Raw genomic sequence first — 15894 nt, forward strand, 5'->3', positions numbered from 1 at the left:
TTGGCAAGAGAAGTATCATTAATTTTCTTAAGCAAAAAACAAACAAAACTTTTGACCTTTTTTGACCATTGAGTTATCATAGAATTAGTCAACAAAGAATGACGAAATAAGTTAGCGTTTAAAGGAGGAATCTTTTTATGAATTTAATTCCAACAGTTATTGAACAAACGAATCGTGGCGAGCGAGCGTATGACATATATTCTCGTCTACTAAAAGATCGAATCATTATGTTAGGAAGCGGAATTGATGACAATGTAGCAAATAGTATTGTTGCCCAAATGCTGTTCTTAACAGCAGAAGACCCAGATAAGGATATTTCATTGTATATTAACTCTCCTGGCGGTTCGATTACAGCTGGTATGGCTATCTATGATACCATGCAGTTTATTAAACCCGATGTGTCCACTATCTGTATCGGTATGGCTGCTTCTATGGGGGCATTCTTACTAACAGCAGGTGCACCTGGTAAACGATATGCGTTACCAAACAGTGAAGTGATGATTCACCAGCCGTTAGGCGGTACACAGGGTCAGGCTTCTGACATTCAAATTCATGCTAATCGTATTATTGAAATGCGCAACAAATTAAATAAGATTCTTGCTGATCGTACGGGGCAGCCAATCGAAATTATTGAAAGAGATACCGATCGTGACAATTTCAAAACTGCTGCAGAGGCAAAAGAATATGGCTTAATTGACCATGTGATGGAGAAAAAGCCTGATAGCTTAAATTAAGATGACAGAGTGGTGTTGCAGTTAGCTGCAGCACCATTTTTTCTTATTGTCTAGGAAATTATAAAATACTCGCTTGTGATAACTATTTGCAAACGAATAGCCACATCTAGCTCCGAGCGCCCAGCAACTAGCGCAACTTCCCTCAGCTTCGTACGTTGCTGTGACGTACAGAATGTGCTAATGCAGGTGTTGCGCGACATGATGTCGCGATTTTAACCTGTAAGGGCGCTCTGCGCTTTTGTTCTTGCGTAGGAAAATATAAACATTGGCCTTTATGAGGTAACCTTAATTACTACTGCTTGCTACCATTAAGCACAAATGATTTCTCCAGAATATCTTGCAAAATAAAAAAGTGGTGTGACCAATTTAAAAGCCCTATGGTCATCCCACTTTTTTACACTACTTGGCCTCGACAAATTTCACTAAGTCTGCTAACGCCTCGTCCTGATCACTGCCATCTACTACAATCTTAATCGTGCTTCCCTTGGACAATACCAAACTCATCAATCCCATGATACTTTTGGCATTTACCCGCTTATCGTCTTTATCAATGTATATCTCAGATGTATAGTTATTTGCCATTTGAACAAATTGTGCTGCCGGACGTGCCTGTAAGCCTGGTTCAATTCCTATGACTATTTCTTTTTCTATCATGCATTACCCCTCCTCTGTTGATCAATAACTTTATTATATTCCTAAAAGCATGAAAGTGTGACTCTCATGCTGCCTAACATAAAGTAACAGCAGGGAATATTCGCCTCCTGCTGAAGCGCGATAAAAAAAGCCGATTATTTAATGATTAATTTCTCGCCACGTAATTGATCGGCAAATTGATCGATCTTTTTCAAGCGATGATTAATGCCAGACTTGCTAATCTTACCACCAGATACCATTTCACCTAGCTCTTTTAATGACACATCTTGATGATCCAGACGCAGCTGGGCAATCTCCTTTAATTTATCAGGCAATGCGTCTAAGCCTACTGTATTATCAATATAACGAATATTCTCTACTTGTCGAAATGCGGCACCAATTGTCTTATTTAAGTTTGCTGTTTCACAATTAACGAGTCTATTCACCGAATTACGCATATCACGAACAATTCTGACATCTTCAAACTTAAACAAGGCTTGGTGTGCACCAATATAATTCAAGAATTCCGTAATCTTCTCGGCTTCTTTAATATAAGTAATATAGCCTTTCTTGCGCTCTAAGATTCGCGCACGTAAATCATAAGTATTTAACAGGGCACATAAAGATTGGTTGTGCTCTTCATGAAAATTGTAGATTTCTAGGTGATAAGACGAAGTTTCCGGATTATTAACAGAACCGCCTGCCAAGAAGGCTCCTCGTAAATAGGCTCTCTTACAACATTCTTTTTCTGTATATTTTTCAGAAATGGCGTGAATAAATTGAAGGGTTTCCTTCAGTATTTCCAAATCTTGAAGCATTCCCTTTACTCCCTCATTCATCCGCACAATATATACATTGTTTTTTTTCAACTTCATTTTCTTACGAACCAACAGTTCAACTGGGAGCTGATAAGTCGATTTAATTAAAGTATAAATCCGTCTTGCAATCGCTGCATTTTCTGTTTGTACATCTAATGAATAATGATTTCTAGAGAAAGAGATAGCACCATTCATGCGAATCAACGCGGCTAGTTCCGCTTGCTGGCAGCAAGCCTCAGCTTCAACCTTTGTCAACTCTTTCTTAATATCTGCTGCAAATGACAACGTCCTCCCCCTCTCTTTGTCAATCTATTAACGAACACAATACGTTAGCCACCTTGTCCGTATCATGACGCAAGGAGCGATTCAGATCTTTCACAATATCTTCTTCAATCACTTCTAATCCCATTTCTCTTAATCGCTCTAAATCATACCGTACAGGCTGAGCATTCTCCTCTGCATATACTAATTGCAGGGATGGATCAATCGTTTGATTATGGACAATGACGGACTGTATACATCCTTCTCCTATATGATCCATAATGGCTTGCACATGATCAGAAGCCGTATAACCATTGGTCTCACCAGCTTGGGTCATTACATTACACACATAAACCACCTTTGCCTTTGTTTCACGTAAGGCCTCGCCAATTTGCGGGACAATTAAATTAGGCAGAATACTAGTATACAAACTTCCTGGTGCAATCACTACTAAGTCTGCTTCTCTAATGGTGACAACTGCTTCTGGGAGAGGTAAAACAGGATTTGGTTTAAGAAATACACGTTTAATACGCTGGTTTTCTTTTGGAATATTAGATTCCCCAACTACGATATGGCCATCCTCATATTCGGCATGGAGGAACATACTTTGATTAGCAATCGGATAAATATTCCCTTTCACATTCAATACGCGTGAAATTTCTTTAATACCTGTATAGAAATCACCAGTGACAGAGGACATAGCTGCCAATAACAAGTTCCCCATCGAATGTCCTGATAGATTGTTGCCTTTGGTAAAACGATGTTGAAATAGATACAACAACATGGGTTCGACATCTGATAGTGCGGCAATTACATTTCGTATATCACCAGGGGCAGGCATTTCCAGCTCATCTCGGAGTCGTCCGGAACTGCCGCCATCATCAGCGACAGTAACAATCGCAGACAAATCAATCGGATGCTGTTTCAAACCACGGAGGATAATAGGCATTCCTGTACCTCCACCAATAACGACGACTTTCTTCTTGTTTATCTGTGTCATAATTATCCCTTCCGTTTGTCTATATCACGATGGCTGACATGAGTGACATAGTTTTTTTGGAAATATTTCGCAATATACTCAGCAATTGCCACGGAACGGTGTTGGCCTCCTGTACATCCTATCGCAATAACGAGCTGGCTTTTTCCTTCTCGCTTGTACTGTGGCAGCATAAACTGCAATAAATCAACAGTTTTCTCCAGAAATTTCTGCGTATCCGACCATTTAAACACATAAGAAGATACCTCTGGAGTTAGTCCAGTTAAAGGCCGCATATGTTCAATATAATGCGGATTAGGTAAGAAACGCACATCGAACACTAAGTCTGCATCAATTGGCAAGCCGTATTTGAAACCAAAGGACAGCGTATGAACGGAGAATATCTCCTGATCCTTCTGACTATAGCGTTGGACAATTTCCTCTCGTAACTGTTTCGGCTTTAGTTCAGATGTGTTAATAATATGCTGAGAACGCCCGCGAAGTTCACTTAAAATCTTTCGTTCGGCATGAATGCCTTCCAGAGGCAACCCATCTTGTGCTAAGGGGTGTGACCTTCGTGATTCCTTATAGCGTGATACGAGGACATTATCGTCGGCGTCAAGGAACAGAATTTGATCATCTAACCATTCTTCTTGCCCTAGTGAATCCAGTGCTTCAAATAATGTATCAAAAAACTCCCTGCCTCTTAAATCCATCACGAGAGCCACTTTTTGAATATTATTGGTAGCATCCTTCATCAACTCTAGAAATTTCGGTAATAGGGCTGGCGGTAAATTATCCACACAATAGTAGCCTAAATCTTCAAAACTTTGTACGGCTACTGTCTTCCCAGCACCAGACATACCGGTAATAACGACTAAATGTATCTCTTCTGATTGTCTCCCCATAAACGCACACTCCTCATTCTATTATTCATACGCCACTTCCGTATTATCATGTATATGTGCGTGCCTAAAAAGAATCCCCTCTTCTCAGACAACCTGTACTTCTATTATACACAGTCTCAATCCGCTCTACCACAAAAAAAATTGGCACAGGTATGAAAACCTATGCCGTTCAAGTTCTATATTTATTAAAAAGGGGGTCAATTAGTTAATTACATAGTACCATTTTTATATTTCGTTCGTGTTACAGCCTGATTAAGTTAAAGTAACTTTGTATGTCTAAATCATTACAAGACTAGCTTGGTGTTTGTACTGCTTCTTCCAAGTTCTCAATATAGGCCTGTGCCGCCTGCGCCGCAATACTGCCATCACCTGTCGCTGTAACAATTTGACGTAATTCCTTCTCACGGATATCTCCTGCAGCAAAGACACCAGGTACACTCGTTTCCATGTTCTCATTTGTCGGAATATACCCTTCTTCATTTGTTATGCCAAGAGATTTAAATGGCTCACTTAGCGGCACCATTCCAATATAGATAAATGTACCGTCTATTTCTTTCTTATATTCTTCCTTTGTTTTCTTATTATACAATGTCACACTGCCGACTTTTCCATCTTTTTCATCAATAGACTTAACTACTGTATCCCAGATAAAATCGATCTTATCATTGTTGAAGGCGCGGTCTTGTAATATTTTTTGTGCACGTAATTCATCACGGCGATGAATAATCGTTACCTTGCTGGCAAAACGTGTCAAGTACACACCTTCTTCCACCGCAGAGTCTCCACCGCCGACAACGACTAGCTCTCTCTCCTTAAAGAAGGCACCGTCACATACAGCACAGTAAGAAACACCTCGACCGCCCAGTTCGTCTTCTCCAGGTACGCCTAATTTTTTGAATTGCGCACCCGTAGTAATAATCAATGTCTTTGTTTTATATTCCTTTGAACCTGCAATAACTGTTTTGTATTCGCCATGATCAATTACTTCTTTAATATCACCATATGCATATTCAGCGCCAAATTTTTTCGCGTGACTGAACATCTTATTAGATAAGTCTGGTCCTAGGATGTGTTCATAACCTGGATAGTTTTCTACATCCTCTGTATTGGCCATCTGTCCTCCTGGGATTCCTCTTTCTAGCATTAATGTATCTAAATTGGCACGTGACGTATAAACTGCTGCTGTCATACCAGCTGGCCCCGCCCCTGCAATAATAACATCATACATTCTTTCTTCTGTCATCCTTGTCATCCTTTCCTTGCCTTCTTGGCTTTTATCCCATTGCTTCACATACTACTCTGTTGACCATCAGCAGGCAAGAAAATTCTCCACTGATGGAAGTCTCACTTCATTATCATATCTATTGGGCAAAAGGTCTACTATTTTGCTCAATCATCCTTTTTCCACGGCGGACGTTTGGCAATGAGAGCTTGATGCTGGCGGCAGCCTTCCTCCCATAACCGTTCAGCCATCGTTTCCATTCCCATCTCATATTGACATCTGCTATACCATCTATAATAAGAAGGATGACCTTTTACCTTCGATTTATGCAGTAATTGAAATCTTCGTAATGCCTTTGAATAAAGACCTAGGTGACAAAAAGTAACAGCCATCCTTAGTTTCTGTTGTTCATGAATGGGATAAATATTATCCAGCCATAGGACGAACGGTGCCAGTTTACTCTGATCATCACTATAATAATAAAATACAGCCAAATTCATCATACTGAATAAGGCATTGGGATGATCTAGCAAATGTTTTTCTTCCATCGCAACCGCCTCGTCTTGTTCCCCCGCGAAGAATAAGGCATAGTAGTATTCATGTCGAGCCTGTGAAAAATCGGGAAATAAGATAATCATTTCTTCTAAAACAGAAATAGCATCTTGCCATTCTTCCCGTTCTAAATGATAAAAAGCCGTCTCCTGATACATCAGAAGGTCGTCCTCTTCTTCTAACAGCCAGTCTTCTGCCTCATCCTCTTCCTCTGTAAAATCCAATAACTGAAGAAGTTCTTCTGCTTCTTCTTTGAATTCATCATCTGAGGCTTTCTCCAAATATAATGCTGCATATTTTGCCGCATCTTGTAAAAGCCCTAAATGAGCATAATTGTTTGCTAACAAATAGTAACAGTCGATATAACGTTCGCCATATTGTGATAATACCTTATTTAACAGCTGATTGGCAAGATGGTAAGCCCCCATTTCGGTATGAACAATCGAAGCTTGGCAGATATATAATGGATCATTTGGCTGTCTTTCCATTGCCTTTTGAAACCATTTTAAAGAGAGGTCGAATTTACGCTTTTGATAGGCTTCTACACCTTTAGAAAAATAAAATTCCCCTTCAGGAATGAATGGTATCAGATTACCTTTTACTGGATATAACTTAGACATGCTTGATTCGCCTCCCCTCATTGATGAAAAACAGAGGTATACGCTACCTCCTACGATAAAATGCAATGACTAATGCATTATAACATAATTTACAGTTATTGAAAGACCTATTTTCCTTATTAAAGCATGATAAACTTGCTAATAGTATGTGTTCAAAACCAATACGTTTTGACAAACACTACTACCTATGAAAAGGTTGGAAATTGGCACCCCCACAGCAAACACGGAAAGAACACCCTCTAATAAATATATGTGACTTACAGCTGTTTGGGGAATCCCTGCAATATCGCCTCTTACACATATAACATGCAAAAGAAGAGGTAAATGCTACGTATCAGCAATGTCCTCTTCTTATCAATCAGCTTACTTTTGAAAAAAAGTATCTTCGCTTCGACGTTGTGCCATCTGTTCCTTTGTATAAATCAGCTTCATAGGATTGCCTGCAACAAAGGTGCCTGGTTCAACATCTTGATAGACAACGGTACCTGCGGCAACAACAGCTCTATCACCTATCGTCACCCCTGGTAATATGGTGCTGTTCGCTCCAATCATCACATGGTCGCCGATGTAAACGTCTCCTAAGCGATATTCTTCAATCAAATATTCATGTGCTAAAATAGTGGTATTATAGCCAATCACTGTATTTGTACCGACGTGGATTTTCTCTGGAAACATCGTATCTGGCATCACCATAAGGGCAAAAGCCGTCTGCTTTCCTACTTCCATACGCAAAAAAGTGCGATATAACCAATTTTTCACAGGGAGAAATGGTGTATATCTTGCTATCTGAATGATCACGAAATTCTTGGCGACCTTCCAGAATGATACCGTCTTATATATCTGATTTAAACTATTTCCATTATATACACGATAGCGATCGGTTTTCCGCATGGCTATTCCACTCCAGCAATTGCTAATAAATCATACATCTCATCTAGTATATAATCAGGATCATATTGTTTTAGTGTCTCTTTTCCTTTAATCGCCCATCCTACTCCAGCGGTCTGCACACCGGCATTATGTCCCGCCTCAATATCATGATAATTATCCCCTACCATGATAGTAGTCATCGGATTTGCTTGTAGTTGGTCCATCGCTTTCAACACTGGTTCTGGATGCGGTTTGGCATGCTCAATATCATCCAGCCCAATTAACACATCGAAATACGGGGCAAGCCCTGTCATCTCTAATCCTAATTGAGCAGTATCATGCAGCTTCGTTGTAACAACACCTAGCTTACAGCCTGCCTCTTTTAGACGTTTCATGGTTTCCAATACAGTCGGATATGCTTCGACATATTCCTTATGATTAGCCAAATTATGCTCACGATAGGTTTGCATCAGAACATCTTTTTTGTCGGGATTGATTTTTTCCATGCTTTCTATCAATGGCGGGCCAATAAATTGAATGATCTCTTCCCTTGTATATGGTCGATCGCCATGCTGTTCTAATGTATGGGTAAAAGAGGCAATAATCAACTCATTAGTATTAATTAGTGTTCCATCTAAATCAAATAATAGTGTTTCTAACTTCATCCAATAACCTCCTGCTTTCTGCAAAACTTATCAGGGATTAGAATCAATCCCATTGTAACGTGCGAAAAAGAGGGGAATGATCCCCTCTCTTCGACTGTCGATCATTTCTTCTTCTTTTTCGCAGCATTTTTGATACGGTTTCCTTGGTAGGTGCGATCTGCCAGTCCTTTATTGCGGCGGTATAGTATCAGAAGTACGGATCCAGCTATCAATAGGATGGAAAGTAACTGTGCTGCCCGAAGGTCAAACGCAGTGCTTACATATAAGCTGTCTGTCCGCATCCCTTCAATAAAGAATCGTCCAATCGAATACCAGATCACATAGCTGAGGAATAATTCTCCTCTGCGGATTGACTTACGTCGCAAAATCAATAACAATACCACTCCAAGAATATTCCAAACCGACTCATATAGGAACGTCGGATGGTACATGGTCCCATCAATACACATTTGATTCATAATAAAATCAGGTAAGTACTGATGGAAATTTTGATAGGTTGTCTCTGAAATGGGGCCGCCATGTGCCTCCTGATTCATAAAGTTACCCCAGCGGCCAATCGCTTGTCCAACAAGCAGACTTGGAGCTGCAATATCTGCGATCTGCCAAAATGATAACTTTTTGATGCGCGTATAGATGATTGCTGTTAGCACGGAACCAATCAATGCGCCGTGTATCGCAATACCGCCTTCCCATACCGCAAACCATTTCCACCAAGGACCGCCAACATATCGGTCCCATTCAAATACAACATAGTAAATTCGCGCAAAAATAATAGCTGCCGGGATTGCAAACATGAGCAAATCTACCATATAATCCTTTTTCAATCCTAATCGTTCTGATTCTCTTGTGGCCATCCACAATGCCAGGAATACACCGAAGGCAATAATCACACCATACCAGTATATCGACAAAGGACCGAGCTGCAGAAAGACAGGGTTTAGTGCAGGTGCCTCACATGCCAAGATTCATTTCCTCCGATCTGTTTACTCCGAATCCAACTTCATGCTTAATTCGTCGTCTTCTTCTGTTCCACCTTTTTGGATCATTTGTGTTAATCTGTGTGAAAATTCTTCCGCTGCATTGACTCCCATCTGTTTCAAGCGGAAATTCATAGCTGCTACTTCTATAATAACAGCCAAGTTACGTCCAGGTCGAACAGGAAGTGTCGCCTTCGGAACATCTACATCAATAATTTTCATTGTTTCTTCTTCCAAACCTAGGCGGTCGTATTGTTTCTTTGCATCCCATGTTTCGAGATTAATAACTAATGAAATCTTTTTATGGGATCGCACCGAACCCGCTCCAAAAAGTGTCATTACATTAATAATACCCAAACCACGAATTTCTAATAAGTGCTCGATTAATGGAGGTGAGGAACCAATCAAACGGTCATAATCCTCTTGACGAATTTCTACACTGTCATCAGCAACTAAGCGATGGCCCCGCTTCACTAATTCCAGGGCCGTTTCACTTTTACCTACACCACTTTGCCCTGTTATAATAACACCTACGCCATAGATATCAACAAGCACGCCATGGATAGCAGTAAAAGGTGCAAATTTGGCCTCAAGAAAATTAGTGATCCGGCTGATTACCCGAGAAGTTTTATAACGTGAACGCAATAAAGGCACACCTGATTGTTCACAAGCCTCTACCAATTCTTCAGGAATTTCCATATTTCTTGTGACGACAATTCCTGGTGTAATATCGGTACATAAACGATAGGAGCGGTCTTTTTTCTCTTCTGGTGATAATTCTTCAAAAAACGACAATTCCGTTTTTCCAAACAGCTGCAGTCTATCTTTTGGATAATATTTAAAATAGCCAGTCAATTCAATACCTGGACGGGCAACCTCGCTCATAAATATCTCGCGATGCACTCCTTCCGAACCAGCAATTAACTCGAGCTGAAAACGATCCAATAGATCCTGTGTACGTACTTTCGGCATGATAATATCCCCCTTTTTAACACACTAACACTCTGTTTAAAATGCTTTACCCCTATTGTAGCACTTTTGCACAATGATTCCATAACTTTCTTTGAAAAAGGGGAAGGAAATCATATCCTGTGAGGAAACACCACTCCCCTTTTGCTATGTATATAAGAAAAAACAGGAAATTTGCTTGAAGCTTTACCATTTAACTAAGTAAAAATAGGAGCTACTTCACGAAGGTTATGTGAAGTGGCAAGCTTTTCAATGTAGTGATTTTGATCATTTGTCTGCGCTTGACAGCGCTTCGGAAATAGGCTGCGCTAGGTAGTAGTGCTGCAATGATTACAACTGCTAGTATCAAGAGTTCTAGGCACATAAACGAGCTTGTAATCAAGTAATAAAACAGCAGAAAAGCTGTTTTTTAGCTATATCCATCATAAGGTCTATTTCTTACATAAAGTGTAGAACTATAAGATAGCCCAGGCCAACCACGAAGACTCCTATGGGAAAGGCGAAAGTGTCGGGTAAAAACGTAACAACTGGACCGAAGCAACTGAGATAAAGGAATCACGGGGAGGAACCGATGATGACTTATCGTAGGGTGCTTTCGGGAAGTTGTTACGTTTTTGACACTTGTAGCCAGACAAGGAACAGGACGAGCTGAAGATCCACTAAAAAAGCGGTTTTCCTTTTTAGTTAGCTGAGGCCGTCCCCATGACAGGCTAACGTCGCGACGTCCTGTACGTCGAAAAGCGCAGTAGTTGGCCGAAGCGGATTCTTGCACCCCTTTAAGGTCAATATGTGATCATAGCCACTTCACATAACCTGCCTTATCGGTGCCTAACTGCTTGTCTTATATGTTGCTGTCGATTACTGATTTTTTCAGTAATAAAGCGAAATCCCTCTATAAAACAAGACACTTTTTATGGAACCGCTGATTATCCACTTTATTTACTTATAAGCTAGGGCATAGATTTTGATCCTCCTACAAGAAAGACTAGTCTATTTTGCTAGACTAGCCTTTCCCTGCTGATTTATGCTGTTCCCAAAGTGAAGCCCTTATCTGTTAGATAGCGGCGATAGGCAATACTAACCCGGTCACTGATTAAGGATAATTCTACTTGCAAATCTAGTGGAAGATCCTCCGGTTTTTGATTTTCTACAATTGGTTTATCCTGCATAAAGATAATATCTTGGAAGTCTTTCGTTTCCTGATCTGTCTGCTGGTTATCATAATTAAACGACATAATACCATAAACCATTGAAGAATTTTCATCAATTGGGCGTACTAATAATAGGATGGTGAATTTATGGTCTGTGTCTGGGTCACGCTTGGTAAATCGAACCGCTAATGGACGATAAATACCATAAGTATAATACACATCTTTCGCCACTCCTGAACCATCAGGATCTGGTTGAAAAATCGGAATCTCATCAGAAAAAATCGATCCATCCTCTTGATTATTCATCTTATAAGGCTGTATTTCTGTATGTTCCTCATCTCCTAAATATCCACCATGAAGCACAGCTAAGTGACCTACATCCAGGAAATTCTCAATAATCCGAGGCGGCTTGGCATCGACAACATGACCTCCCCAAACAATATTCCGATAATTTGGATCATCATATTCCGGATAATCAAATAGTTCAGGAGCATTGTTGTTAAAGTTTACCCAAATCAAACCATATGCTTCCTTACAGGCATACTTGATTGCCTTTGCCTTTGTTGGTATCGCCCGATCTTCCGGAAGTTGTGGAATTTCGACACAATCCCCTGTTTCATCATATTTCCAGCCGTGATATGGACATACTAAACAATTATCTTTAACTGTTCCTAGTGATAATGCTGCTCCTCGGTGGATACATAAGTCCTTAAATGCTTGTACCCCATTATCTGTTCGAAAAATAACGACCCGTTCATTTAAAATAACAACCTGAATTGGTTCCTCTTGTACCTCTTCAGCAGGACAAGCTACGATCCAGTCATTTTCTAAAATCTTCTCTGTTAATCGCATATACAGACAGCCTTCTTTCATGAGTATTTTTAATCATATTTTACGGCAGAATTAGTTTAACTTCAACCCAATACGAACATTTTATAAAAAAAATGTATTTTTATTCGTTTTTTGTTGAAATCTAAGAGAATAGCGCTATAATAAATATCATCATTTATGATACTTTAGGGGGGGCTATCTTGTGCAAGACCACAAAACAAATATTGTTGTAGGGGTAGATGAGAAAATTGGTGTAAGAAAGGCACTCTTGCTGGGATTGCAGCACGTACTGGCGATGGATCTGTATATTGCACCTATCATTATCGCAGGTATTCTGTCATTATCAACAGCCAATATGTCATTTTTTATTCAAATGTGTTTCCTCGCTACTGGAATTGGAACGATTATCCAAACAGGTTTTGGTATTCGACTCCCAGTTGTTCAAGGACCATCTTATGTACCAATTGGGGCAATTGGAGCGATCGGAAGCAAGTTAGGTTTGGGAGCTATTGCCGGAAGCTTGATTCCAGGTGCTATTATTGTAGCTTTAATCGGTATTCCACTGAAATGGTTTGCGAAAGTCGTACAAAAAATCATCCCGCCGCTGGTGGGTGGAACAGTAATTATTATTGTCGGCATCTCGCTTATGCCAATCGGGATGAACAATATCTATCAATCACCAGGTAACATCTGGCATAACATCTTGATTGCAGGTGTCACAGCAGGCGTTCTGATGATTTGTATTATGCTAGGCAGAAATCAGACTCGTTTTGGTACTGTGGTTCGAATCGTGTCTGTTTTGATTGCTATCTTTGTAGGAACGGTAGTTGCCAGCTTCTTTGGGCAGGTAGACTTTTCGCCTGTAAAAGACGCTGCATGGTTCTCTTTACCGAAATTCTTTCCATTCGGAGCACCAATCTTTGATATTAGTGCAATCTTAACAATGGTGTTTGTTTATTTTATTATTCTTATTGAAACAACCGGTACTTGGTTTGTCGTTTCCTCTGTTACTGGAGAAAAATTAGATGAAAAACGTTTAAATCGAGCTTCATTTGGTGAAGGATTAGGATGTTTTGCCAGCTCTCTTTTTGGCAGCACACCGATGACTGGTTATTCTTCCAATGCAGGATTACTAGCGATCACCGGGGTTGCCAGCAGAATGGCGATAATGGCTGGCGGGTTTATCCTGATTGCACTAGGATTAGTTCCAAAATTATCAACAGCCATTACCTGTATTCCGGAACCAGTTATTAATGGGGTATTTGGTATCGTTTGTGTAGCAGTTGTGACAAATGGAATGAAGGTTATTCAGCCATTGTTTATTGATGACCGCAATATGCTTATTATCGGGATTCCCATCTTATTAACGATTGCTACAGTTATTCTTCCAGCTGAAGCAATCGAAGCCACACCAGACTTTATCGGCTATATCTTATCATCTGGTGCTGCTGTTGGTGCGATAGCTACTGTATTATTAAATCTATTGCTTCCTAAAGCGCTAGCCAAGAATCCATAAGTTACAAAAAGGGGGGAAGCACACGAGCTTTTTTAGCTTAGAGATAAGGCTTTACAGTCGGAAAGCAATCTGATAGAGCATCGCACATAAAAAGTATCATTCACTCAGCATACAGGGAACAGATCTCGCCTTAGATCTGTCCCTGATTTTTTGTTTTCAACAATTTTTATCCATCTGCTATTTAATCTTCGAACAATTTTTTGCATTAGAAAAAATTCGTTTTGCTGATACTATACAAAATATATGCCAAAATATATGTCTTCTTTGCTCATAAAAAAACCGCTATAAATCCATAACGGTTTATGCCTTGGTAAGGCTATTGATAAATGTATTCAAGATAGAAATGATGATAGCTGAAATTATCGCTATACCGAAACCTTCGATCACAAAATAGCTGCCTAAGATAATTTGTGTTAACCATAGTGTAACAGCATTGATGACTAATAAGAATAACCCTAAAGTCACGATGGTAATAGGTAATGTAAGGACTACCAAAATCGGTTTGACAATCATATTAAGTACCGACAAAATGACACTGGCTAATAATGCGATCCAAAAACCATCAATAAAAAAGCCAGCAAACAAATAATCCAGCAACATCAATACTAGGGCATTCAGTACTAACGATACAAGTAAACGCCCCATTAGTATTCACCCTCTTTAGGGATGATAATCAAGGCAGCAATATATAAAAGCGTTAGTGGGATGCCAGCTGTAAAAATCAACAATACGACATATATTAAACGCAATACGGTTGCGTCTAAATTACTCGCCTCTGCGATTCCACCAAGAACACCACCCAACATCCGATTCGTTGATGATCGATATAATCTTCTCGACACATATATCCCTCCTATAACTGTCCTATATTTGATCATGGTACCAGATTTTGCTACCCCTCAGTGGAAGATCAAGCCTTACCACTGAGGACATTCTTCTTTTATCGTGGTGTAACTGGCTGTAAGACCCCCACTCAAGAAAGGAACACATCATGTTAAGTGGGAGATCCAACGGCCAGTAACGTCCATTTGTTTCAGCTAGCGGTCAGTAGGGATGAAAAAATCCATTGAATGAAGCTTCACTTTATTATTCCCTAGATGGGACACTTCTAAACCAGAAGAAGGGATTAGTTAAATTCCCATGTGTAAAAAGATTCCACACCTAACCATTGTTTGGTGGCAAGTTCAATATCATCGGCTTCTTCTTTAACAGATTTTAACATTCCATCCGCCTGGGATTTATGGGCCATAATGGTCTCTAACTTTTTGGAAATCCGATCTGATACATCATTTTCGATATCAGGTCCGCCTAGTTCTTCTACGTGTGTATTGCTGATAGCCTGTGCCCATACAGTTGGCCGTTCTGCCGCAGGGAACATTTCAACAGCTCTAATAGCTGCCGCCCCAAAAGCATTATGATCAGGATGCACCGCATGGCCTGGATAATGTGTTATTACTAAAGATGGTTTTATTTCGTTCAAAAACTGAAATAGGTGAGCCGCTACATCTTCAGTAGACTCAAACTCTATTGTTTTATCGCGGTAACCTAGCATCTCTAGGTGGATATCTAATACCTCACATGCCTTGATCAATTCTGCCTTGCGAATTTCTGGCAGAGTCTCTCTGGTAGCAAACGTGGGATTTCCCATGTTCCGTCCCATTTCCCCTAAGGTTCCACACAAGTAAGTTACTGGTATTCCTTTTTCGCGAAATGTGGTAATAGTTCCTGCCGCTCCAAAGGCTTCGTCATCTGGATGCGGATAAATAACAACTACATGTTCTCCCATATTAGTTCCTCCCTTTTCCTTAATATTTAAACGGAGTTTCACTAATTTGCAGTGCCACCATTAATCTGCCTTCTCGATCATGACCTGCCATTAGTAAACGATTGTTTTTATCTAATTCATATTGACTTACACCTTCTGCATAAATCCAGCCGATCTCCAACTTTAATCCAACACGATATGTAGAACCGGCACCAACAATTTTTCCTCGTTGATATGTTACTTGTGCATTACGAATAAATGCCCCAGCGTTATATGCGTCTTTATTAAAATGGCTGGCATATGCCCCATTGGTTGTCTCCAAATGGATATACACCTCTTTATTTGCAAATGCATCAATATACTGCTGTAATTGATCTATTTCAATTGGTTGCATAGCTGATCATTACCTCCCTATTAGTAAATTAA

17 protein-coding genes are annotated in these 15894 nt (G+C 40.0%); 2 read left to right on the forward strand and 15 right to left on the reverse strand.

From position 1 onward, the window contains the following. Positions 1-137 precede the first annotated feature (137 nt). Complete coding sequence (gene clpP, locus JOD18_RS04930) at positions 138-734, forward strand: ATP-dependent Clp endopeptidase proteolytic subunit ClpP (protein ID WP_204667827.1); 597 nt, start codon at positions 138-140, stop codon at positions 732-734. Positions 735-1133: 399 nt separating this feature from the next. On the opposite strand, the gene JOD18_RS04935 is transcribed toward clpP, so the two are convergent. From JOD18_RS04935 to JOD18_RS04985, 11 genes are all read right to left on the reverse strand, one after another. Then, positions 1134-1388 (reverse strand): HPr family phosphocarrier protein, encoded by a 255-nt coding sequence (locus tag JOD18_RS04935; protein WP_204667828.1) that lies wholly within the window; start codon positions 1386-1388, stop codon positions 1134-1136. A gap of 134 nt (positions 1389-1522) precedes the next feature. Continuing rightward, positions 1523-2470, reverse strand: coding sequence for a DNA-binding protein WhiA (gene whiA / locus JOD18_RS04940; RefSeq protein ID WP_204667829.1), 948 nt, complete (start codon positions 2468-2470; stop codon positions 1523-1525). Between the two features lie 19 nt (positions 2471-2489). Beyond that, positions 2490-3446 carry a gluconeogenesis factor YvcK family protein gene (locus JOD18_RS04945; RefSeq protein ID WP_204667830.1) on the reverse strand — a complete coding sequence of 319 codons (957 nt, stop codon included), beginning with the start codon at positions 3444-3446 and terminating at the stop codon, positions 2490-2492. 2 nt (positions 3447-3448) lie between these two features. Beyond that, positions 3449-4330 carry an RNase adapter RapZ gene (gene rapZ / locus JOD18_RS04950; RefSeq protein WP_204667831.1) on the reverse strand — a complete coding sequence of 294 codons (882 nt, stop codon included), beginning with the start codon at positions 4328-4330 and terminating at the stop codon, positions 3449-3451. A gap of 292 nt (positions 4331-4622) precedes the next feature. After that, complete coding sequence (gene trxB, locus JOD18_RS04955) at positions 4623-5573, reverse strand: thioredoxin-disulfide reductase (protein WP_204667832.1); 951 nt, start codon at positions 5571-5573, stop codon at positions 4623-4625. Between the two features lie 146 nt (positions 5574-5719). Next, complete coding sequence (locus JOD18_RS04960) at positions 5720-6724, reverse strand: tetratricopeptide repeat protein (protein ID WP_204667833.1); 1005 nt, start codon at positions 6722-6724, stop codon at positions 5720-5722. 363 nt (positions 6725-7087) lie between these two features. Next, on the reverse strand, positions 7088-7615 hold the full coding sequence (locus JOD18_RS04965) for an acyltransferase (RefSeq protein ID WP_204667834.1): 528 nt from the start codon (positions 7613-7615) through the stop codon (positions 7088-7090). Between the two features lie 2 nt (positions 7616-7617). Beyond that, the gene (ppaX, locus tag JOD18_RS04970) at positions 7618-8259 is read right to left on the reverse strand and encodes a pyrophosphatase PpaX (RefSeq protein WP_204667835.1); all 642 of its coding nucleotides are present in this window, start codon (positions 8257-8259) and stop codon (positions 7618-7620) included. A 101-nt stretch (positions 8260-8360) separates the two neighbouring features. After that, positions 8361-9221 (reverse strand): prolipoprotein diacylglyceryl transferase, encoded by an 861-nt coding sequence (lgt, locus tag JOD18_RS04975; RefSeq protein WP_204667836.1) that lies wholly within the window; start codon positions 9219-9221, stop codon positions 8361-8363. Between the two features lie 21 nt (positions 9222-9242). Continuing rightward, a complete protein-coding gene (gene hprK, locus JOD18_RS04980; protein WP_204667837.1) occupies positions 9243-10208 on the reverse strand; it encodes an HPr(Ser) kinase/phosphatase in 966 nt (321 codons plus the stop codon). Between the two features lie 1019 nt (positions 10209-11227). Next, positions 11228-12208, reverse strand: coding sequence for an aromatic ring-hydroxylating dioxygenase subunit alpha (locus JOD18_RS04985; RefSeq protein WP_204667838.1), 981 nt, complete (start codon positions 12206-12208; stop codon positions 11228-11230). Positions 12209-12389: 181 nt separating this feature from the next. On the opposite strand from JOD18_RS04985, the gene JOD18_RS04990 reads away from it, so the two are divergent. After that, positions 12390-13703 (forward strand): solute carrier family 23 protein, encoded by a 1314-nt coding sequence (locus tag JOD18_RS04990; RefSeq protein ID WP_204667839.1) that lies wholly within the window; start codon positions 12390-12392, stop codon positions 13701-13703. A gap of 300 nt (positions 13704-14003) precedes the next feature. Here the strand turns inward: JOD18_RS04990 and JOD18_RS04995 are convergent, their stop codons facing one another. From JOD18_RS04995 to JOD18_RS05010, 4 genes are all read right to left on the reverse strand, one after another. Further along, entirely contained in the window at positions 14004-14348 is a 345-nt protein-coding gene (locus JOD18_RS04995) for a phage holin family protein (protein WP_204667840.1), read from the reverse strand. After that, positions 14348-14545 carry a PspC domain-containing protein gene (locus JOD18_RS05000; protein ID WP_204667841.1) on the reverse strand — a complete coding sequence of 66 codons (198 nt, stop codon included), beginning with the start codon at positions 14543-14545 and terminating at the stop codon, positions 14348-14350. The genes JOD18_RS04995 and JOD18_RS05000 overlap by 1 nt, the downstream gene beginning before the upstream one ends. A gap of 284 nt (positions 14546-14829) precedes the next feature. Then, positions 14830-15489, reverse strand: coding sequence for a bacillithiol biosynthesis deacetylase BshB2 (gene bshB2, locus JOD18_RS05005; RefSeq protein ID WP_204667842.1), 660 nt, complete (start codon positions 15487-15489; stop codon positions 14830-14832). A 19-nt stretch (positions 15490-15508) separates the two neighbouring features. Beyond that, positions 15509-15862, reverse strand: coding sequence for a YojF family protein (locus JOD18_RS05010; RefSeq protein ID WP_204667843.1), 354 nt, complete (start codon positions 15860-15862; stop codon positions 15509-15511). Positions 15863-15894: the final 32 nt, after the last annotated feature.

Origin of the sequence: Gracilibacillus alcaliphilus, from assembly GCF_016909015.1 — a bacterium.
Classification (GTDB): Bacteria; Bacillota; Bacilli; order Bacillales; family Amphibacillaceae; genus Gracilibacillus; species Gracilibacillus alcaliphilus.